Raw genomic sequence first — 18,768 nt, forward strand, 5'->3', positions numbered from 1 at the left:
GCGGGGCAGGGGGGGGGGGGGAGAAAAGGAGGGAGGGGGGGGGGAGTGCAGAACACCCCGAACAAGGGGAAGGAGGTGAGGAACGTACAGTGGCCCGGCCTCCGGGGGGACCCCCGCCCCGGCGCGTGAAGTGCCCCTGCGCCCGGCTTCTAACGGGCGGTGGCCTTCTTGGCGGTGGTCTTGCGAGCCGTCGACTTCTTGGCGGGGGCCTTCTTGGCCGTGGCCTTCGTCGCCGGGGTCGTCTTGGCCGCGGTCTTCTTGGCGGTGGTCGTCTTGGCCGCGGTCTTCTTGGCCACGGTCTTCTTCGCGGCGGCCGTCTTCGCCGTCGTCCTCTTCGCCGCCGTCTTCTTCACGGCGGCCGTGGTCTTCTTCGCGACCGTCTTCTTCGCCGTGGTCTTCCTGACCGCCGCCTTCTTGGCGGTGGTGGCCTTCTTCGCCGCCGCCTTCTTCACCGTCGCGGAAGCTCCGCCGGAGAGGCTGCCCTTCGGGGCCTTCTTGACCGCGACGTCGTTCTTCGGGAGCTTCTTCGAGCCGCTCACCAGGTCCTTGAAGCCCTGGCCGGCACGGAAGCGCGGCACGGACGTCTTCTTGACCCGAACACGCTCACCCGTCTGCGGGTTGCGGGCGTAACGAGCCGGACGGTCAACCTTCTCGAAGGAACCGAAGCCGGTGACCGAGACCCGGTCTCCGCCGACAACCGCACGGACGATGGCGTCCAGTACCGCGTCGACCGCGTCGGCGGCCTGCTGACGCCCGCCGACCTTGTCGGCAATCGCTTCTACGAGCTGCGCCTTGTTCACGTCTTCCCCTTCGGAGACATTGCCCGAACGAATGCGTTCAAGCTTTTTCGCACGTTAGGCAGATATATACCGCAAATCAAACACGAAACGGGCTAATCACCCTTGTGCCGCAACGAACTCGGGCCGCAGCGGAGTTCCTCAGCGTTCCTCTTCGAGGAATCGGCCCTCGTCGAGGTCGGTGGTGAACCGCTCCAGACGCCTTGTCGCATCGGCGAGATCGTGCTTGGCCGCGGCCGTAATGACCAGCAGCTTCCGGGTCAGCGCCATCCGTACGCCCTCCGGGACTTGCAGTGCGCGCACTCTTGTGTGCGCTTCCTTGAGTTGGGCCGCGACTGCCATGTAGAGCTCGAGTTGGCCGTCACGTTCCATGCACAGATTGTGCCATCTGGGGCGAGTTGTCGCCTGCGCAGGGGGTAACTGCCGTCCACCGGAGGCCTCCTGACCGCCCTGGCCGGAAGTCGCCCCTCCCTGCGCGTACCCAGGCAACATCCTTTGTAACCAAGGGAGTTGACATGGTTCTCAAGGGCACGCGGGAGCCGTCCGGGAGCAGAAACAGCTGTACCCCCAACCGTCCACGATTGGGGGTACAGAGGGGTGTTGCGGTGGCTGAAATCTGTCTTGACCCGGCCGCGATCCGGCCGCGAGGTCAGACGTGCAGCGTCTTCGGCTTGTGCGAGGGCCGCTTGGCCTCGTACGTCGCGATGTCGCCCTCGTTCTGGAGGGTGATGGAGATGTCGTCCAGCCCGTTCAGCAGCCGCCAGCGGGCGTTCTCGTCGAGCTCGAAGGCGGCCGTGATGCCCTCGGCGCGCACCTCACGGGCCTGAAGGTCGACCGTGATCTCGGCCTCGGGGTCCTTCTCCGACAGTTCCTGGAGCGCGTCCACGATCGTCTGCTCCAGAACCACCGTGAGCAGGCCGTTCTTGAGTGAGTTGCCGCGGAAGATATCGGCGAAACGGGACGAGATGACGGCCTTGAAGCCGTAGTTCTGGAGCGCCCAGACGGCGTGCTCGCGGGAGGAACCCGTACCGAAGTCGGGACCCGCCACCAGAACCGTGGCGCCCTTGCGCTCGGGCTGGTTGAGGACGAAGGACGGGTCCTTGCGCCAGGCCTCGAAGAGACCGTCCTCGAAGCCGTCCCTGGTCACCTTCTTGAGCCAGTGGGCGGGGATGATCTGGTCGGTGTCGACGTTGCCGCGGCGCAGCGGGACGGCCCGGCCGGTGTGCGTGGTGAATGCTTCCATGGCTCTCAGACTCCAGCGGGCACAGGGGCGTCGGACAGGTCGGCCGGGGAGGCCAGGCGGCCGGCGACCGCCGAGGCGGCGGCGACCTGCGGCGAGACCAGGTGCGTACGGCCGCCCTTGCCCTGCCTGCCCTCGAAGTTGCGGTTGGAGGTGGAAGCGGAGCGCTCACCGGGAGCCAGCTGGTCGGGGTTCATGCCCAGGCACATCGAGCAGCCCGCGTGCCGCCATTCGGCGCCGGCCTCCTTGAAGACCACGTCCAGGCCCTCGGAGACGGCCTGCAGTCCGACCCGCGCGGAGCCGGGGACGACCAGCATCCGTACGCCGTCGGCGACTTTGCGGCCCTCGACGACCGCGGCGGCCGCCCGCAGGTCCTCGATACGGCCGTTGGTGCACGAACCTACGAAGACGGTGTCGACCTTGATGTCACGCAGCGGCTGTCCGGCGGTCAACCCCATGTATTCCAGGGCCTTTTCGGCGGCCATGCGCTCCGAAGCGTCTTCGTACGAAGCCGGGTCGGGGACGTTCGCCGAAAGCGGCGCGCCCTGGCCGGGGTTGGTGCCCCAGGTGACGAACGGCGACAGGGAGGCGGCGTCGATGACGACCTCCGCGTCGAATTCGGCGTCGTCGTCGGACTTCAGGGTCTTCCAGTATTCGACCGCGGCGTCCCACTCCTCGCCCTCGGGGGCGTGCGCACGGCCCTTGAGATAGGCGAAGGCGGTCTCGTCGGGGGCGATCATGCCCGCGCGGGCGCCGGCTTCGATCGACATGTTGCAGATGGTCATCCGGGCCTCCATCGAGAGCTTCTCGATGGCGGAGCCGCGGTATTCCAGGATGTAGCCCTGGCCGCCGCCGGTACCGATCTTGGCGATGATCGCCAGGATCAGGTCCTTGGCGCTGACGCCGTCGGGCAGATCGCCGTCGACCGTGATGGCCATGGTCTTCGGGCGGGCCAGCGGCAGCGTCTGGGTGGCCAGCACATGCTCGACCTGCGAGGTGCCGATGCCGAACGCCAGGGCGCCGAAGGCACCGTGCGTGGAGGTGTGGGAGTCACCGCAGACCACCGTGGTGCCCGGCTGGGTCAGACCCAGCTGCGGTCCCACCACGTGCACCACGCCCTGCTCGACGTCGCCCAGCGAGTGCAGCCGCACGCCGAACTCGGCGGCGTTCTTGCGCAGCGTCTCGAGCTGGACCCGGGAGACCGGGTCGGCGATGGGCTTGTCGATGTCGAGGGTCGGGGTGTTGTGGTCCTCGGTGGCGATGGTGAGGTCGAGGCGGCGCACCGGGCGCCCCGCCTGGCGCAGACCGTCGAAGGCCTGCGGACTGGTCACCTCGTGCAGCAGGTGCAGATCGATGAAGAGGAGGTCGGGTTCGCCATCGGCGCGCCGGACGACATGGTCGTCCCAGACCTTCTCCGCGAGTGTCCTACCCATCGCTTTCCCTCCGGCCGGCTTGTGTGGCGCCGGCCCAACTAGAGATTTCCGGGGCGGTGAACGTCCGTACCCCTTGTACCGGACGTCGTCCGCCGGACCCGTTGGTCCGCGGGCCGCTGTGTCTACAAGGGTGGCGCGTTCCACCGGAAATTGAACTTGCGTTTCACAGAGTGAGACGCGAGTATCGTTTCATGGACAACAGTAGCGGCGTCGGCGTTCTGGACAAGGCAGCCCTTGTCCTGAGCGCTCTGGAGTCCGGTCCGGCCACCCTCGCGGGCCTGGTCGCGGCGACCGGACTGGCACGACCCACGGCACATCGCCTCGCCGTGGCACTTGAACACCACCGCATGGTGGCGCGCGACATGCAGGGCCGTTTCATTCTCGGACCGCGGCTCGCCGAACTGGCCGCGGCGGCGGGTGAGGATCGTCTCCTCGCGACGGCGGGCCCGGTGCTCACGCATCTCCGGGACCTCACGGGCGAGAGCGCGCAGCTCTACCGCCGCCAGGGCGACATGCGCATCTGCGTCGCCGCGGCCGAGCGCCTGTCCGGTCTGCGGGACACCGTCCCGGTCGGCTCGACCCTCACCATGAAGGCCGGTTCCTCCGCCCAGATCCTGATGGCCTGGGAAGAGCCGGAGCGGCTGCACCGCGGTCTGCAGGGCGCCCGCTTCACCGCCACCGCCCTGTCGGGAGTACGGCGCCGGGGCTGGGCCCAGTCGATCGGTGAGCGCGAGCCGGGCGTGGCGTCCGTCTCCGCGCCGGTCCGCGGTCCCTCGAACCGGGTCGTGGCCGCTGTCTCGGTCTCCGGACCGATCGAGCGCCTGACCCGCCACCCGGGCCGGATGCACGCCCAGGCCGTCATCGACGCCGCAGGCCGTCTCTCCGAGGCCCTGCGCCGCACGGGCTGACCTTCGCTCCACCGCTCCACTCCCGCGCGTGACGGGACGGGCCGGCCTCAACGCCGCGGCAGGCCCTCCCCGATGCGCACGTCCCGTACGCGGGGTGTGCCGGCCCCCGAGGCCCGGTGCACCCCGCGCTCTCTTGTCCGGCGTGACCGAACTCATGACGGCGTACGCCGAGTTGATCTCCGGCCGGGCGAGAGAAGCCGATCTCCGGCCGACGGCCGACGCACGAGAACGTGTCCAGGAACGCCGAAAGGGCCCCCACCGAAGTGGAGACCCTTTCGGACCGTGTACCCCCGACCGGATTCGAACCGGCGCTACTGCCGTGAGAGGGCAGCGTGCTAGGCCGCTACACAACGGGGGCCTGGATCCTGCGTTTCCGCGGATCCGGGGCTGGGCTACCAGGACTCGAACCTAGAATGACGGTACCAGAAACCGTAGTGTTGCCAATTACACCATAGCCCATGGTGGTTTAGACCGTACCCCCGACCGGATTCGAACCGGCGCTACTGCCGTGAGAGGGCAGCGTGCTAGGCCGCTACACAACGGGGGCCCTAGCGATCCTGCATGAGGGGCAGCGGGTGCGACCCGAACTGCCTCCCTGGGAAGGATCTGTACCCCCGACCGGATTCGAACCGGCGCTACTGCCGTGAGAGGGCAGCGTGCTAGGCCGCTACACAACGGGGGCGTTGCGGATCTGGATCTCCGCGTGTGCAGATGAGCTCTGCGAGCTGGCCTACCAGGACTCGAACCTAGAATGACGGTACCAGAAACCGTAGTGTTGCCAATTACACCATAGGCCATTCAAACGCAACCCCACACGGGGATTTTGTTTTAACTAGCTCCTCCGGGCTCCGGCCTTTCGGCCCGCTCCCGGCGGCGCAGAAAGAACATTACCCGAAGGTGGACCACGCTCCAAAACGGGTATCCGCGCCGAGGACCGCGGGCAACTCGGCCAGCGAGCCGATGCGATGCGGACCCGTCCGCCCGACGGCGCCGGCGGCGTGAGCGCCGTCACGGTCGATCCACACCGAGAGCAGACCCGCGTCGGCCGCGCCCTGTCCGTCGATCTCCGGATGGTCCCCGACGTAGGCGACCCGGTGCGGCGGCAGGCCCAGGGCGTCGCAGGCCGCGTGGAAGGCGGCCGCGGCCGGTTTGGAGACGCCGAGTTCGGCGGCGCACAGGATCGCCTCGAAGCGGTCGTGCACACCGAGGACACGCAGCTTGCGGTCCTGCACGAGGAGGCTGGAGTTGGACAGGACCGCGTGCCGGTGGCTGGCGCCGAGGGCGTCCAGGGCGGGCAGGACGTCGGGGAAGAGGCTCCAGGCGCACTCGTAGTGCGTGATGTACCGGTCGAACCACGCGTCGGCCGCGGTGTCGCTCAGCGGCTCCCCGAGGAACACCCTGACGCGTTCCCTGCGCTGGCCAGGCCAGTCCGTCTCGCCCGCCGAGAACCTCGCCCACTGCGCGTCGGTGACCTCCCGCCAGCGGTCGAGGGCCTGCTCGACGGTCGTACGGCCGTCGAGCAGGCCCTCGGCCGCGAGGTGGTCCCGCATCCCGGCCCGGTCCGCGGCCGTGTAGTCGAAGAGCGTGTCGTCGATGTCCCAGACCACGGCGTCGATGCCCATGGACCGACCGTATCCCCGGGGGCGGCCCGCTGTCCCTCAGGGCGTCGTGGTCGTGCCGGTCAGCGTGAGCGCGGGGCCCTCGCCGTCACGCGGGTTCGCGGTGACCGTCCAGGTGCAGGTGCCCCGGGGCGCGGTGGCGCCGGAATCGGTCGCGCCGTCCCAGGAGGCGCGGACCGCCGCGGCGGCGGTGGCTCCGGTCAGCGTGCGGACGACCGTTCCGGAGGCGCCGCTCAGCGTCAGGGTCCAGTCGGCGGGCTTGTTCAGCTGCCACACGGGCCGCCACGGGGACGAGGTGCCCGGCCCTCCGGGCTGCGGGTCGGTCTGCGCCTCCAGCCGCGCGAGCGGCGAGGCCGGCACGCCTGCCGTGACGATCGCCACCTGACTCCGGTCCGTGAGGTACGCGATGTTCCCGCCGAACCGGTCAACCGCCCGGCGGCCGGTGCTGCCGCCGGTGTTCTGGTCCCAGGCGGGCAGCACGGCCACGGTCCGGGTGGTGGCCGTACCGGTGTGGAAGCCGGTGAGAAGCAGCTCGTGCCCCTCCCCCTGGAACTCGGCGCGCCGCACACGGCGCACTGGCGCTTCGTGAGCGCAAGGGGCATACAACTGCCCCATTGAGAGCGGGAGTTGACGGGATCAGTGAACTCCGGGCGACCGGCCCGTGTACACCGAAGGGCGGTGTCCGAAACGGACACCGCCCCCTGTGGGTACGTCGTACGGCTGCCGGCTACGCGGCGAGCCGCTCCAGCGCCGCGTCGACGCGGGCCAGCGTCGTCTCCTTGCCCAGGATCTCCAGGGACTCGAAGAGCGGCAGGCCGACCGTGCGGCCGGTGACGGCGACGCGGACCGGGGCCTGCGCCTTGCCGAGCTTGAGGCCGTGCTCCTCGCCGGCGGCCAGGACGGCCTCCTTGAGGGACTCCGGGGAGGACCAGTCGGCCGCGTCCAGCTTCTCGCGGGCCGTGCGGAGCAGGGCGTCGCTGCCCTCCTTCATGGCCTTCGTCCAGGAGGCCTCGTCGACGGCCGGCTCCGGCAGGAACAGGAAGTCGACGTTGTCCGTGATCTCGGAGAGGACCTTCATGCGCGACTGGGCGTGCGGGGCGATCGCCTGCCACTTCGCCTCGTCGAAGGCCTCCGGCGCCCAGGGCGCGAAGGGAGCGCGCAGCCACGGGGCACAGCGCTCGGTGAAGTCCTTCACGTCGAGCAGGCGGATGTGGTCGGCGTTGATCGCCTCGCACTTCTTCAGGTCGAAGCGGGCCGGGTTCGGGTTCACGTCCGTGACGTCGAACGCGGCGACCATCTCGTCGATGGAGAAGATGTCGCGGTCCGCCGCGAGCGACCAGCCGAGCAGGGAGAGGTAGTTCAGCAGACCCTCGGGAAGGAAACCGCGCTCCCTGTAGAGGTTGAGCGAGGACTCCGGGTCGCGCTTGGAGAGCTTCTTGTTGCCCTCGCCCATCACGTACGGGAGGTGGCCGAAGGCCGGGGTCTCCTTGGCGATGCCCAGCTCGGTCAGCGCCTTGTAGAGGGCGATCTGCCGCGGGGTGGAGGAGAGCAGGTCCTCGCCGCGCAGGACGTGGGTGATCTCCATCAGGGCGTCGTCGACGGGGTTGACCAGCGTGTACAGCGGCGCGCCGTTGGCCCGGACGATCCCGTAGTCCGGAACGTTCTCCGGGAGGTACGTGATCTCGCCGCGGACCAGGTCGTCGAAGGTGATCGCCTCGTCGGGCATCCGGAAGCGGACGATGGGCTTGCGGCCCTCGGCCTCGTACGCGGCCTTCCGCTCGGCGGAGAGGTCGCGGCAGTGGCCGTCGTAGCCGGAGGGCTTGCCGGCGGCGCGGGCCGCGTCGCGGCGGGTGTCCAGCTCCTCGGTCGAGCAGTAGCAGTGGTACGCGTGGCCCGCGTCCTGCAGCTTGCGGGCGACATCCTGGTAGATGTCCATGCGCTGCGACTGGCGGTACGGCGCGTGCGGGCCGCCGATCTCGGGGCCCTCGTCCCAGTCGAAGCCCAGCCAGCGCATCGAGTCGAGCAGCTGGTCGTACGACTCCTCGGAGTCGCGGGCCGCGTCGGTGTCCTCGATGCGGAAGACCAGGGTGCCTTCGTTGTGCCGGGCGAACGCCCAGTTGAACAGGGCGGTGCGCACCAGGCCCACATGGGGGTTGCCGGTGGGGGACGGACAGAAACGTACGCGGACGGTCGCGTTAGCCACGCTTGATCACCTTGTTGGTGAGAGTGCCGATGCCTTCGATGGTGACGGCGACCTCGTCGCCGACGTTCAGGGGGCCGACCCCAGCCGGGGTGCCGGTGAGGATCACGTCGCCAGGAAGCAGCGTCATGGCCTCGGTGATGTTGACGATCAGGTCCTCGATGGAGTGGGTCATCTCGCTGGTGCGGCCGAGCTGCCGCTGCTGCCCGTTGACCGTGCACTGGATCGTGAGGTCGGCGGGGTCCAGGTCCGTCTCCACCCAGGGGCCGAGCGGGCAGGAGCTGTCGAAGCCCTTGGCGCGGGCCCACTGCTTCTCACGCTTCTGGACATCGCGGGCGGTGACGTCGTTGGCGCAGGTGTAACCGAGGATGACGTCCTTGACCCGCTCGCGCGGGACCTCGCGGCACATACGGCCGATGACGACCGCGAGCTCGGCCTCGTGGTGCAGCTCGCTGGAGAAGGAGGGGTACTGGATCGGGTCGCCGGGACCGATGACGGAGGTCGACGGCTTGAAGAAGGCGAACGGGGCGTCGGGCACCTCGTTGCCGAGCTCCTTGGCGTGCTCCGCGTAGTTGCGGCCGAAGGCCACGACCTTGTTCGGGAGCACGGGCGGCAGCAGCCGGACCTTGTTCAGCGGGACCTTCGTACCGGAGAGCTCGAAGTCCGCGAACGGGATGCCCTTGATGATGTCGAGGACGAGCTCGTCCGGCTTGTCGCCCTCGACCGCGCCGAAAGCGACGTTGCCGTCGATGGAGAATCTGGCGATGCGCACGGGATCCTTGCGCCCCTCACTGAGCTGGCTGGAGTCTGACGCTCCAGGCTAACGCGGCAAGGGCTGCGGGCTTCGCGTATATCCGCCGGGACGGTGAGTGGTATCGGCCGGGACGGTGAGCGGCGGGGCCCGTCCGGGCCGTGAGCGACCCGAGGGGGCCACGCGCCGGGCGCGGGCCCCCTCGGATCACACCGTGCTCGCTTCGCTCACTCCGTGGCGGCGGCCGCGGCCGGGATGTCCATCAGGACGGTGCGGCGGGGGTTGGCCGTCTGCAGGGGAAGGTCGACCGCGTGCTCCGGCCGCTCCGGCGTCCGCAGGGCATCGGCGTCCTCGAGGTGCGCCAGCGTCGTGCGTCGCGGATTGGCTATGTTGCGGAACATCATCGTCGTCTTCACCGTTTTGCTCGACCTTGTCGTCCTGGGCGCCGGTCGGGGTCAAAGAGCCCCACATAGGCGCGGGTTGTCGGATTCGCCATCCCTGTAAAGCGTCAGGCTAAACATTCAATTCCCGGGCGGTGCCGTGAAGACGCCATGATCGCCGTGTGAGTTTCCTCACTCACCGAGAGACAAAGCGGTCAATCACGACCCTCAACCATGGCCGACCAAACGGACATTACTCCACTGAACCAATCATTCCGCTCCTGATCATCGCGACTGGGACAGGGTATATACACCAACGGCTCGTAGGCATACGCCCGGTATGTACGAGATCCCCTTGCACGCCTCGTGACGTGACCCTCACATGCTGTCACGGAGGTCACAGCCTGGTACTCGGGCCTTGTTGGAGATCCTGCACTGTGCTGGAATTCCTCGGACCGCCGCGGATTCACGATCCGGCGCGCAGGGGCGCAACGCAGCGCCGAGTGGCGGCGGGATAGGGGGAGCCTGCGCCGGTCACTACAGACCACACACGAGATGCGTATCTGCGCATCTCGTACAACGCCGACACCGTCCCGCCGTTCCAGCGGAGGGGCGCCTGGTCCAGAGGTTGCGACGCTAGTGCAGGGACGTTTCAAGAGGGATGGCAGCGCTTCGGCGGAGCCGGAGCCGCGCGGCGGGACCGACCGCGGTTCCTCGCCCCAGCACGCCCAGAACCCGGGACCGGCAGAGGTCGGCGGCAGCGGTGAACACTCCGCTCGCGCCGGCGCGAAGGCCAGTGCTCCCGCCACCACGACGGCCACCACGCCGAAGAGCACACCGGGCCCCGGCTCGCGCGTAGCTCTGCGGAACTGGCGCATCTCGACACGACTGGTCTCGCTGCTGGCGCTCCCCGTGGTCGCCGCGACCTCGCTGGGTGCGCTCCGCATCAACGAGTCGATGGACAACATCCAGCAGCTCGACAACATGCGCCTGCTGACCGAGATGACCAAGCAGGCCACCGAGCTCGCCGCCGCGCTCCAGGCGGAGCGCGACGAATCGGCCGGTCCGCTGGCTCACGGCGCCCTGGCGAACGACTACACCGTCAAAGGTGCGCGCGACAAGACCGATATCGCGAAGAAGAACTTCCTCGAAGGCACGCAGCAGGTCGACGACGCCACGGCCAAGGGTCAGTTGTCCGGTGTGCACGACAGCCTCGTCGGTGTCGTCAGTGAGCTGTACAACCTCAACCAGATCCGGCGCGACGCCTACAACGACCCCCAGAACTCGACCCAGACGGTGGACGCGTACCACCGTCTGGTGACCGAGCTCCTCGCGCTCTCGCAGGACATGGCCGAGGCGACCAGCAACCCGCAGATGATCCAGCGCACCCGTGCGCTGGCCGCCTTCTCCGCCGCCAAGGAGTACGCCTCCGTCCAGCGCGCCGTCATCGCCGCCGCGCTTCCCGAGCAGCCGAAGACCTACGGCGCGCTCTCGAAGAACGACCAGCAGTACGCGCTCTCCGCACAGCAGAGCCAGGCGTCCGAGAACGAGAGCTTCAAGAACATCTACGGTGCGGGCGCCGCGGCTCTGCTCGTGCCGATCGAGGGCGACAACCCGACGATCAAGTCCGCCGACCAGTACGCCAGGCGCGTGCTGAGCGGCCAGGACGGTCTGAAGACGCAGAACAAGCGTTCTTACAAGGACTGGGTCGACGACGACTCCGCCAAGATCGACCTGATGTCGAAGATCGAGACCACGCTGCTCGGCGAGATGGAGCAGAAGGCCCGCGAGCTGCGCAGCCAGGCCCAGAGCGATGCGATCGTCTCCGGTGTACTGATCCTGCTCGTCCTCGGTGTCTCGCTCGTCGGCGCCTTCGTGGTGGCCCGCTCCATGATCCGCTCGCTGCGCCGCCTCCAGGACACCGCGACCCGGGTCGCCCAGGAACGCCTGCCCGAGCTGGTCAAGCAGCTCTCGGAGTCGGACCCGCAGGACGTCGACACCTCCGTCGAGTCGGTCGGTGTGCACTCCCGGGACGAGATCGGCCAGGTGGCCGCGGCCTTCGACGACGTGCACCGCGAGGCCGTCCGCCTCGCCGCCGAGCAGGCCCTTCTGCGAGGCAACGTCAACGCGATGTTCACCAACCTCTCGCGCCGTTCCCAGGGTCTTATCCAGCGTCAGCTCTCGCTCATCTCCGAGCTGGAGTCCCGCGAGGCCGACCCCGACCAGCTCTCCTCGCTGTTCAAGCTCGACCACCTCGCGACCCGCATGCGCCGTAACGGTGAGAACCTTCTCGTTCTCGCCGGTGAAGAGCCCGGTCGCCGCTGGACCCGTCCGGTCCCGCTGGTCGACGTGCTCCGCGCCGCCGCCTCCGAGGTGGAGCAGTACGAGCGCATCGAACTCGCCTCGGTCCCGACCACCGAGGTCGCCGGCCGGGTCGTCAACGACCTCGTCCACCTGCTCGCCGAGCTGCTGGAGAACGCCACGTCGTTCTCCTCCCCGCAGACCAAGGTCAAGGTCACCGGTCACGCCCTGCCCGACGGCCGGGTGCTGATCGAGATCCACGACACGGGTATCGGTCTGTCCCCCGAGGACCTCGCCGCGATCAACGAGCGGCTCGCCGCTCCGCCCACGGTGGACGTCTCCGTCTCCCGCCGCATGGGTCTGTTCGTGGTCGGTCGTCTGTCACAGCGTCACGGCATCCGCATCCAGCTGCGTCCGTCCGACTCCGGTGGTACGACCGCGCTGGTCATGCTGCCGGTGGACGTCGCCCAGGGCGGCAAGAAGCCCATGCCGAACAAGCCGGGCCAGGGTGCCTCCGGCGGCGGCCCCGCGGCGGCGCAGGCTTCGGCCGGTCTGGCCGCGGCCCGTCAGTCGAACGGCGCGCTCGGTGCCGGAGCCCCCGCCGCTCCCGGTGGACCCCTCGGGGCCCCGCCGCAGCGCGGACAGGTCGGCGCCGCCCAGGGTCCGCGGGCCGCACTGCCCACGAGCAACCAGGGCGGTCGCCCGGGTGCTCCCGGCGGTGCGCGTGGTCCGCAGGGTCAGGGTGGCGGTCAGCAGGGCAGGCAGGCTCCGGCCGGCGCGAACGCCTTCGGGCAGAGCCCGCAGGGCTACCAGGCCGGGAACGGCAGCCCGCAGCAGGGATACGGCGGCGGATCGGCTTCCCCGAACGCCTTCGGTGACACCTCCGGCGGCCAGCAGAACTCGTTCGGCAACGGATCCGGTGCCGGACAGAACGCCTTCGGCGACAGCAACCCCGCGCCCGCCGCTCCGGCGCCCGCGCAGGCACCGGCCAGTGGCAAGGGCAGCCGTCGCCGGCCGCAGCTTCCGGGACGCGGTGGCGCGCGTGCCGAGCTGCCCGGTGGCAACACGGGTTCCCGCTCGCCGAGCTGGAGCGACGACAACGCGCAGCCGCCGGTTCCGCGTACGTCCCTCGACACCCCGCGCGGTCACGAGGACCCCGACTCCACGTCGCGGATGCCCCGGATCGACGACCGCCAGAACCCCGCCTCCACCGCGGAGTTCGCCCGTCCCGACTTCGACGCCCCGCGCCCCGGCGCGAGCGCGCCGCAGAACAACGGCCAGAACAACGGCCAGTACGGCTACGGTTCCGGCAACCAGTCCGCCGGCCAGAACCCGGTCGGCACAGGGCAGTACGCCACCCAGGGCTACGGTGCCTCCCAGGACCCGTCGTCCACCGGCCAGTTCGCCCAGCCGGGCTACGGAGCTTCCCAGGACCCCTCGTCCACCGGGCAGTTCGCGATGCCCGGGTACGGCAACGGGCAGGGCTCGTCGTCCACCGGACAGTACGAGCGGCCGGCCGCCCCGCAGCCGCCCGCCCGTCCGCAGGAGCCCGAGGCTCTTCCGCCGGCGTCAAGCCCCGGTGACGGCCGTACCCCGCTGTTCGACACGCTGGAGACCAACTGGTTCCACGGTCAGGCGAACGGCTCGGACGGTGCTCCCACCAACGGCACCCCCCAGAACAACGGTTCCCAGGGATTCACGCAGGCTGCCCCCCAACAGCCGCAGACTCCCCCGGCTCCGCAGCAGCGGCCCGCCGCCGCACCGGCCGCTACCACGTGGCGCAGCTCTCCGAACGACGATCTCGTCAAGCAGGCGGAGCGCGCCCGTAAACCGTCGGCAGGCGGGGTCACCACCTCAGGCCTGCCGCGCCGCGTCCCGCGAGCCAACCTCGTCGCGGGCACGGCACAGCAGCAACAGCACCAAAGCGGTCCGCAGGTCTCGCGTGCGCCTGATGACGTACGCGGCCGGCTGACCAATCTCCGTAGGGGCATTCAGCAAGGTCGACAGGCCGCTCCCAACGGCCAGACCGGCAGCTTCCCCAGCCCCACTCACCAGCAGGAGCGTTAGTTGAGCCCGATGAGCCAGGCGGCACAGAACCTCAACTGGTTGATCACCAACTTTGTGGACAACACCCCCGGGGTGTCCCACACCGTCGTCGTGTCCGCCGACGGACTCCTTCTGGCAATGTCCGAAGGCTTTCCCCGCGACCGCGCGGACCAACTGGCGGCCGTCGCCTCCGGACTCACCTCGCTGACTGCCGGGGCCTCCCGGATCTTCGAGGGTGGGGCGGTTGCCCAGACGGTCGTGGAGATGGAGCGCGGTTTCCTCTTCCTGATGTCGGTTTCGGACGGATCGTCCCTCGCGGTCCTCTCCCACCCGGATTGCGACATCGGCCTCGTCGGCTACGAGATGGCACTGCTCGTCGATCGTGCGGGCGCTGTCCTCACGCCGGACCTGCGTGCCGAGCTACAAGGCAGTCTGCTTCACTGACCGCCGCCGGATCCAGACACCGCACGAAATCACCGTCCGGCCGCCACAATCCCCCCACCGGCCCCAACAGACGGCACGACTGACCGACTTGCTGTCCCGCCCGGAGGATTCATGACCCCGCCCACCGCCTCTCATGACTCGTACGCTGACCCGTACGGGGACGAGGGCGACCAGCCGCTGGTACGTCCGTACGCGATGACCGGCGGCCGGACCCGGCCGCGGTACCAACTCGCCATAGAGGCTCTGATCAGCACCACGGCCGATCCGAGCCAGCTGATGGGACTCCTCCCCGAACACCAGCGCATCTGCCACCTGTGCCGGGAAGTGAAGTCGGTGGCCGAGGTGTCGGCCCTCCTGTCCATGCCTCTCGGTGTGGCCAGGATCCTCGTCGCGGACCTCGCGGAGGCCGGACTCGTCGCCATTCACCAGCCTGGCGGCGATGAGAACAACGGCGGCGTGCCGGCCGTGACACTGCTCGAAAGGGTGCTCAGTGGACTTCGCAAGCTCTGACGGAGGCCGGGCGACCACCTCCGCGAAGATCGTCGTAGCGGGTGGCTTCGGTGTCGGCAAGACCACGTTCGTGGGTGCCGTCTCCGAGATCAACCCGCTGCGTACCGAGGCCGTCATGACCTCCGCCTCGGCGGGGATCGACGACCTCACCCACACCGGGGACAAGACCACCACCACGGTGGCCATGGACTTCGGCCGTATCACCCTCGACCAGGACCTGATCCTGTACCTCTTCGGTACGCCGGGCCAGGACCGCTTCTGGTTCATGTGGGACGACCTGGTCCGCGGCGCCATCGGCGCCGTGGTCCTGGTGGACACCCGGCGTCTCGCCGACTGCTTCCCCGCGGTCGACTACTTCGAGAACAGCGGCCTGCCGTTCGTCATCGCCCTCAACGGCTTCGACGGACACCAGCCGTACAACCCGGAGGAAGTGCGCGAGGCTCTTCAGATCGGTCCGGACGCTCCGATCATCACGACGGACGCCCGACACCGTGCGGATGCGAAGAGCGCTCTGATCACCCTGGTCGAGCACGCCCTCATGGCCCGGCTGCGGTAGCAGCCAAGTAGACGGCTCCATATGGAAGTTGTCGTAGACGCATTGGAGCCGACTGTGTCGTTTGACACGGTCGGCGTCAGTGTTCATAACGTTTCGACAGAGAATTCCACCGGGCTCGACACGCATCGCGGTCGCCCGGTACCACTGCGCTCATGAAAGCCCCGTCTTTTGGCGGGGCTCGCTCTTTATGTCTGTTTTACGTGTGGTCAGCGCCACTCGGAATCATCGATTCCGAGTGTTTGGAAGGGCGCCGCTTGACGTGCTGGAATGCGCTGAACTGCCCAGTAGTCAAGGGCGCTGGTAGATACCGCGGCACAACGTAGGTGCCGACGCCGAGAGGTTGTTGGTCGAGTGAGGCGAAGCATGAACGGTCCCGAGCCGTCGGCACGGGGCAACTTCACCCCGCCGCAGCGCGGAGCGGCGCCCGCACAGGTGCCCAGCCCGGAGCCCGTGCCGGCGCCCGCGCCGAGCGGCGGTCGTTTCTCCCCGCGCAACTGGCGCGTGCCGACCAGGCTGAACGCGATCCTGCTCATACCCGTGGTGGTCGGCCTCGTCATGGGCGGCTTCCAGGTGAAGAGCTCGATCGACACCTGGCAGGAAGCCCAGGACGCCGAGAAGACGGCCCGCCTGGTCCAGGCGGCACTGAACTACGGCGACAAGCTGTTCGTCGAGCGTGACCTCAGCGCCTATCCGCTGCTGACCGGCGCCGGCGCGAAGGACCCCACGGTCGTCAAGGTCCGCAAGCAGACGGACCTGGCCGCCGACACGTTCGACCAGGCCGCCCAGAACATGCCGAAGACGCCGGGCCTGGAGCGCCGCCTCGCCGTCTTCCGCAATGTCGAGCCCGGTCTCGAGCAGCTTCGCAAGCTCGCCTACACCACCAAGCTTCCCGGTGTGAAGACCGAAGAGGGCTACCTCCAGATCCAGCACCCGCTGATGGAGTTCGCCAACGAGCTCGGTCTGGGCACCGGAAACATCACCAGCTACGGCCGTACGGTCTACGCGATCTCGCTGTCCAAGGCCGCGCTGTCGCTGGAGCGGTCCATCGGCATGCACATGCTGATCAAGCCGGGTCCCGGTCTGAGCAGCCTCGCCAGCCAGCGCGTCGCCCTCTCCTCGTACGCCTACCTCGAAGGCATCGCGATCGAGGAGTACATCGGTGGTGGCACCGAGGCCGACGCGACCAAGCTCGAAGCGGCCCAGGCGAGGATCAAGGCGGACCTGACGGCGCAGGCGCGGGAAGCCGCGTCCGCCGACCCGAACTACGTGAAGCCGCCGCCGAACCCGACCGACATGGTCACGACTCTGGCGCAGCTCAAGTCCCCGCTGGAGAGCGACCGCGCCACGCTCGCCGCGGGCGGCATCACCGCGCAGAACTGGATGGCGGTCAACACCGCCAAGTACAACGCGTACCGCCAGATCGAGTCGGACCTCGCCGACAAGGCGGTGGCCGAGGCCGCGGACATCTCCGACACGGCCAAGACCGACGCCTTCATCACCGGCGCCGTCGTCGTGATCGCCCTGCTCGCCGCGTTCATCCTGGCCGGCATGGTGGCCCGCCAGATGAGCCGTGCGATGCGCCAGCTGCGCAACGCCGCCTTCAACGTGGCCGAGCAGCGCCTGCCGATGCTGGTCGACCAGCTCTCGCGCACCGACCCCGGCCGGGTCGACACCCGCGTGCAGCCGATCCCGATCACCACCACGGACGAGATCGGCGAAGTCGCCCGCGCCTTCGACCAGGTCCACCGCGAGGCCGTACGACTGGCCGCCGAGCAGGCCCTCCTGCGAGGCAACATCAACGCGATCTTCACCAACCTCTCGCGCCGCAACCAGTCGCTGATCGAGGGCCAGCTGACCCTGATCACCGACCTGGAGAACAACGAGGCCGACCCGGACCAGCTGGAGAACCTCTTCCGCCTGGACCACCTCGCGACCCGTATGCGCCGCAACGGCGAGAACCTCCTGGTCCTCGCCGGCGAGGAGCCCGGCCGCCGCTGGGACCAGCCGGTCCCGCTGGTCGACGTGCTGCGCGCCGCCTCCTCCGAGGTGGAGCAGTACGAGCGCGTCGAGCTCTCCGGCGTCCCGGAGGCCGAGATCCACGGCCGTGCCGTGACCGACCTCGTGCACCTGCTCGCAGAGCTCCTGGAGAACGCGACCACGTTCTCCTCCCCGCAGACCAAGGTCCGCGTCACCGCGACCCGTCTCCCCGACGGCCGCATCATGGTCGAGATCCACGACAAGGGCATCGGCCTCACCGCCGAGGACTTCGCGGACATCAACCACAAGCTGGCCAACCCGCCGACCGTGGACGCCGCGATCTCGCAGCGCATGGGCCTGTTCGTGGTCGGCCGGCTGTCCGACCGCCACGGCATCCGCGTCCAGCTGCGACCCTCCGGCGAGCAGGCCGGTACGACCTCGCTGGTCATGCTCCCCGACGCCATCACCCACGGTGGCGGCGGCGAGCACCAGCCGATGCGCGACGAGTTCACCGTGTCCCAGATCATTCCCGAGCAGCAGCAACAGCAGCAGTCGTTCCAGGGCGAGAGCTTCGGCGGCCAGCAGCAGAAGCCCGTACTGACCGCCGCGGACCTCGGTTTCGACGACAGTCGCTACGAGGTCCCGGACGACGCCCGCGATCTGGACCCCGTGGGCCGCTCCCTGATGCGCGAGGAGCGCCGTGCGGCCCTGGAGGCCCAGGCACAGGGCGCGGAGGCCATCGAGGGCCCCCAGGCCTACGCCGACGGCTTCGAGGCCCAGCCCGCGTACGACAACGGACAGCCGTCCTTCAACGGCGCCCCGGCGTACGACGGCGCCCAGGGTGTGCACGAGGAGCAGCAGACCACGTACGACCAGCAGACGTCGTACGAGGAGCCGCAGCAGGCTGCGTACGACGAGGCGTACTTCCCGTCCAACGGCGGCTACCCTGAACCCTCCTACACGGAGCCGGTCCAGCAGGAGCACGCGGGAATGGGCGGCGCCGCCCCGGAGTCGCTGTCGGCCTTCGGTGAGCCGTCCTACCAGGACGACTGGCCGCAGCAGGACGCGTACCAGGGCGGGTATCGGCCCGGCTACGCTCCGGAAGCGGAATCTCCGCAGGTCGCTGACGCGGCCGAGCAGGACAGCGTAGGCTTTGGTCGTCCGGGACCGGCCCCCTCGGCCCCCCACACGATGACCGACGCGGGCCTGCCCCGTCGCGGATCCGCCGCCGCCGGCAACGGCCGGCGCCCCGCGGAACCGGCGAGGGAGCAGGCGGCGCCCGCTTCCTCCGGGAACACGGGCGACGACTGGCGGTCGTCCAACGACGACCGGTGGCAGCGCGCCGAGCAGCTCAAGAAGCCCAAGGCGGGCGGGGTCACCTCGTCCGGTCTGCCGCGGCGGGTGCCCAAGGCCAACCTGGTCGAGGGAACCGCGGAATCGACCCCCCAGGGCGGCCCCCAGGTCTCCCGTGCTCCTGAGGACGTCCGGGGCAGGCTGAGCAACCTGCGTCGCGGCGTGGAGCGGGGACGTAATGCAGGTAGTGAGACGAACGGTCAGGGCCTCGGTCCTGACAGCACCTACAACCAGGAGCGTTAGTTGTGAGCCC

Annotated in this window: 15 protein-coding genes and 5 tRNA genes; 6 read left to right on the forward strand and 14 right to left on the reverse strand. The window is 69.1% G+C overall.

The genetic code is table 11. The features are described from left to right. Positions 1 to 149 precede the first annotated feature (149 nt). The 4 genes from ACZ6KY_RS32620 to leuC form a co-directional block, all read right to left on the reverse strand. A complete protein-coding gene (locus tag ACZ6KY_RS32620) occupies positions 150 to 800 on the reverse strand; it encodes an HU family DNA-binding protein (protein ID WP_469313865.1) in 651 nt (216 codons plus the stop codon). Between the two features lie 138 nt (positions 801 to 938). Beyond that, complete coding sequence (locus tag ACZ6KY_RS32625; RefSeq protein ID WP_469313866.1) at positions 939 to 1,169, reverse strand: SCO5555 family protein; 231 nt, start codon at positions 1,167 to 1,169, stop codon at positions 939 to 941. A 277-nt stretch (positions 1,170 to 1,446) separates the two neighbouring features. Further along, a complete protein-coding gene (leuD, locus tag ACZ6KY_RS32630; protein WP_469313867.1) occupies positions 1,447 to 2,040 on the reverse strand; it encodes a 3-isopropylmalate dehydratase small subunit in 594 nt (197 codons plus the stop codon). Between the two features lie 5 nt (positions 2,041 to 2,045). Next, positions 2,046 to 3,470 (reverse strand): 3-isopropylmalate dehydratase large subunit, encoded by a 1,425-nt coding sequence (gene leuC / locus ACZ6KY_RS32635; protein WP_469313868.1) that lies wholly within the window; start codon positions 3,468 to 3,470, stop codon positions 2,046 to 2,048. A 191-nt stretch (positions 3,471 to 3,661) separates the two neighbouring features. Here leuC and ndgR point away from each other — a divergent pair, with 191 nt between their 5' ends. Continuing rightward, the gene (gene ndgR / locus ACZ6KY_RS32640; protein WP_006383662.1) at positions 3,662 to 4,378 is read left to right on the forward strand and encodes an IclR family transcriptional regulator NdgR; all 717 of its coding nucleotides are present in this window, start codon (positions 3,662 to 3,664) and stop codon (positions 4,376 to 4,378) included. A gap of 285 nt (positions 4,379 to 4,663) precedes the next feature. Here the strand turns inward: ndgR and ACZ6KY_RS32645 are convergent. From ACZ6KY_RS32645 to ACZ6KY_RS32690, 10 genes are all read right to left on the reverse strand, one after another. Then, a tRNA-Glu gene (locus tag ACZ6KY_RS32645) sits at positions 4,664 to 4,736 on the reverse strand. Between the two features lie 29 nt (positions 4,737 to 4,765). Next, positions 4,766 to 4,837: transfer RNA gene (locus ACZ6KY_RS32650), tRNA-Gln, on the reverse strand. 15 nt (positions 4,838 to 4,852) lie between these two features. Next, positions 4,853 to 4,925, reverse strand: a tRNA-Glu gene (locus ACZ6KY_RS32655). Positions 4,926 to 4,987: 62 nt separating this feature from the next. Continuing rightward, positions 4,988 to 5,060: transfer RNA gene (locus tag ACZ6KY_RS32660), tRNA-Glu, on the reverse strand. A 43-nt stretch (positions 5,061 to 5,103) separates the two neighbouring features. Continuing rightward, a tRNA-Gln gene (locus tag ACZ6KY_RS32665) sits at positions 5,104 to 5,175 on the reverse strand. 90 nt (positions 5,176 to 5,265) lie between these two features. After that, the gene (locus ACZ6KY_RS32670) at positions 5,266 to 6,000 is read right to left on the reverse strand and encodes an HAD family hydrolase (protein ID WP_469313869.1); all 735 of its coding nucleotides are present in this window, start codon (positions 5,998 to 6,000) and stop codon (positions 5,266 to 5,268) included. A 36-nt stretch (positions 6,001 to 6,036) separates the two neighbouring features. Further along, positions 6,037 to 6,573: a FlgD immunoglobulin-like domain containing protein gene (locus ACZ6KY_RS32675; RefSeq protein ID WP_469313870.1), complete on the reverse strand. Its 537-nt coding sequence runs from the start codon at positions 6,571 to 6,573 to the stop codon at positions 6,037 to 6,039. A gap of 151 nt (positions 6,574 to 6,724) precedes the next feature. Next, on the reverse strand, positions 6,725 to 8,200 hold the full coding sequence (gene gltX / locus ACZ6KY_RS32680) for a glutamate--tRNA ligase (RefSeq protein WP_469313871.1): 1,476 nt from the start codon (positions 8,198 to 8,200) through the stop codon (positions 6,725 to 6,727). After that, the gene (locus ACZ6KY_RS32685; RefSeq protein WP_469313872.1) at positions 8,193 to 8,969 is read right to left on the reverse strand and encodes a fumarylacetoacetate hydrolase family protein; all 777 of its coding nucleotides are present in this window, start codon (positions 8,967 to 8,969) and stop codon (positions 8,193 to 8,195) included. Before ACZ6KY_RS32685 ends, gltX begins: the two co-directional genes overlap by 8 nt. A gap of 206 nt (positions 8,970 to 9,175) precedes the next feature. Then, positions 9,176 to 9,364, reverse strand: coding sequence for a hypothetical protein (locus tag ACZ6KY_RS32690; RefSeq protein WP_469313873.1), 189 nt, complete (start codon positions 9,362 to 9,364; stop codon positions 9,176 to 9,178). A 603-nt stretch (positions 9,365 to 9,967) separates the two neighbouring features. Here ACZ6KY_RS32690 and ACZ6KY_RS32695 point away from each other — a divergent pair. The 5 genes from ACZ6KY_RS32695 to ACZ6KY_RS32715 all read left to right on the forward strand — a co-directional run bounded on the left by ACZ6KY_RS32695 (position 9,968) and on the right by ACZ6KY_RS32715 (position 18,758). Then, positions 9,968 to 13,696: a sensor histidine kinase gene (locus ACZ6KY_RS32695; RefSeq protein WP_469313874.1), complete on the forward strand. Its 3,729-nt coding sequence runs from the start codon at positions 9,968 to 9,970 to the stop codon at positions 13,694 to 13,696. Between the two features lie 9 nt (positions 13,697 to 13,705). Next, on the forward strand, positions 13,706 to 14,119 hold the full coding sequence (locus ACZ6KY_RS32700; protein WP_261709982.1) for a roadblock/LC7 domain-containing protein: 414 nt from the start codon (positions 13,706 to 13,708) through the stop codon (positions 14,117 to 14,119). 111 nt (positions 14,120 to 14,230) lie between these two features. Next, on the forward strand, positions 14,231 to 14,629 hold the full coding sequence (locus ACZ6KY_RS32705; RefSeq protein WP_355842487.1) for a DUF742 domain-containing protein: 399 nt from the start codon (positions 14,231 to 14,233) through the stop codon (positions 14,627 to 14,629). Then, positions 14,610 to 15,185 (forward strand): GTP-binding protein, encoded by a 576-nt coding sequence (locus ACZ6KY_RS32710; RefSeq protein WP_028802395.1) that lies wholly within the window; start codon positions 14,610 to 14,612, stop codon positions 15,183 to 15,185. The genes ACZ6KY_RS32705 and ACZ6KY_RS32710 overlap by 20 nt, the downstream gene beginning before the upstream one ends. Before the next feature lie 351 nt (positions 15,186 to 15,536). Further along, positions 15,537 to 18,758 (forward strand): sensor histidine kinase, encoded by a 3,222-nt coding sequence (locus tag ACZ6KY_RS32715; RefSeq protein WP_469313875.1) that lies wholly within the window; start codon positions 15,537 to 15,539, stop codon positions 18,756 to 18,758. Positions 18,759 to 18,768: the final 10 nt, after the last annotated feature.

The organism is Streptomyces sp. NPDC042002 (assembly GCF_055588305.1).

Excerpts from the sequence above, each read along its gene's own strand:
- ACZ6KY_RS32625 (WP_469313866.1), bottom strand. The coding sequence starts at position 1,169 with ATGGAACGTGACGGCCAACTCGAGCTCTACATGGCAGTCGCGGCCCAA.
- leuD (WP_469313867.1), bottom strand. The coding sequence starts at position 2,040 with ATGGAAGCATTCACCACGCACACCGGCCGGGCCGTCCCGCTGCGCCGC.
- leuC (WP_469313868.1), bottom strand. The coding sequence starts at position 3,470 with ATGGGTAGGACACTCGCGGAGAAGGTCTGGGACGACCATGTCGTCCGG.
- ndgR (WP_006383662.1), top strand. The coding sequence starts at position 3,662 with ATGGACAACAGTAGCGGCGTCGGCGTTCTGGACAAGGCAGCCCTTGTC.
- ACZ6KY_RS32670 (WP_469313869.1), bottom strand. The coding sequence starts at position 6,000 with ATGGGCATCGACGCCGTGGTCTGGGACATCGACGACACGCTCTTCGAC.
- ACZ6KY_RS32700 (WP_261709982.1), top strand. The coding sequence starts at position 13,706 with ATGAGCCAGGCGGCACAGAACCTCAACTGGTTGATCACCAACTTTGTG.
- ACZ6KY_RS32705 (WP_355842487.1), top strand. The coding sequence starts at position 14,231 with ATGACCCCGCCCACCGCCTCTCATGACTCGTACGCTGACCCGTACGGG.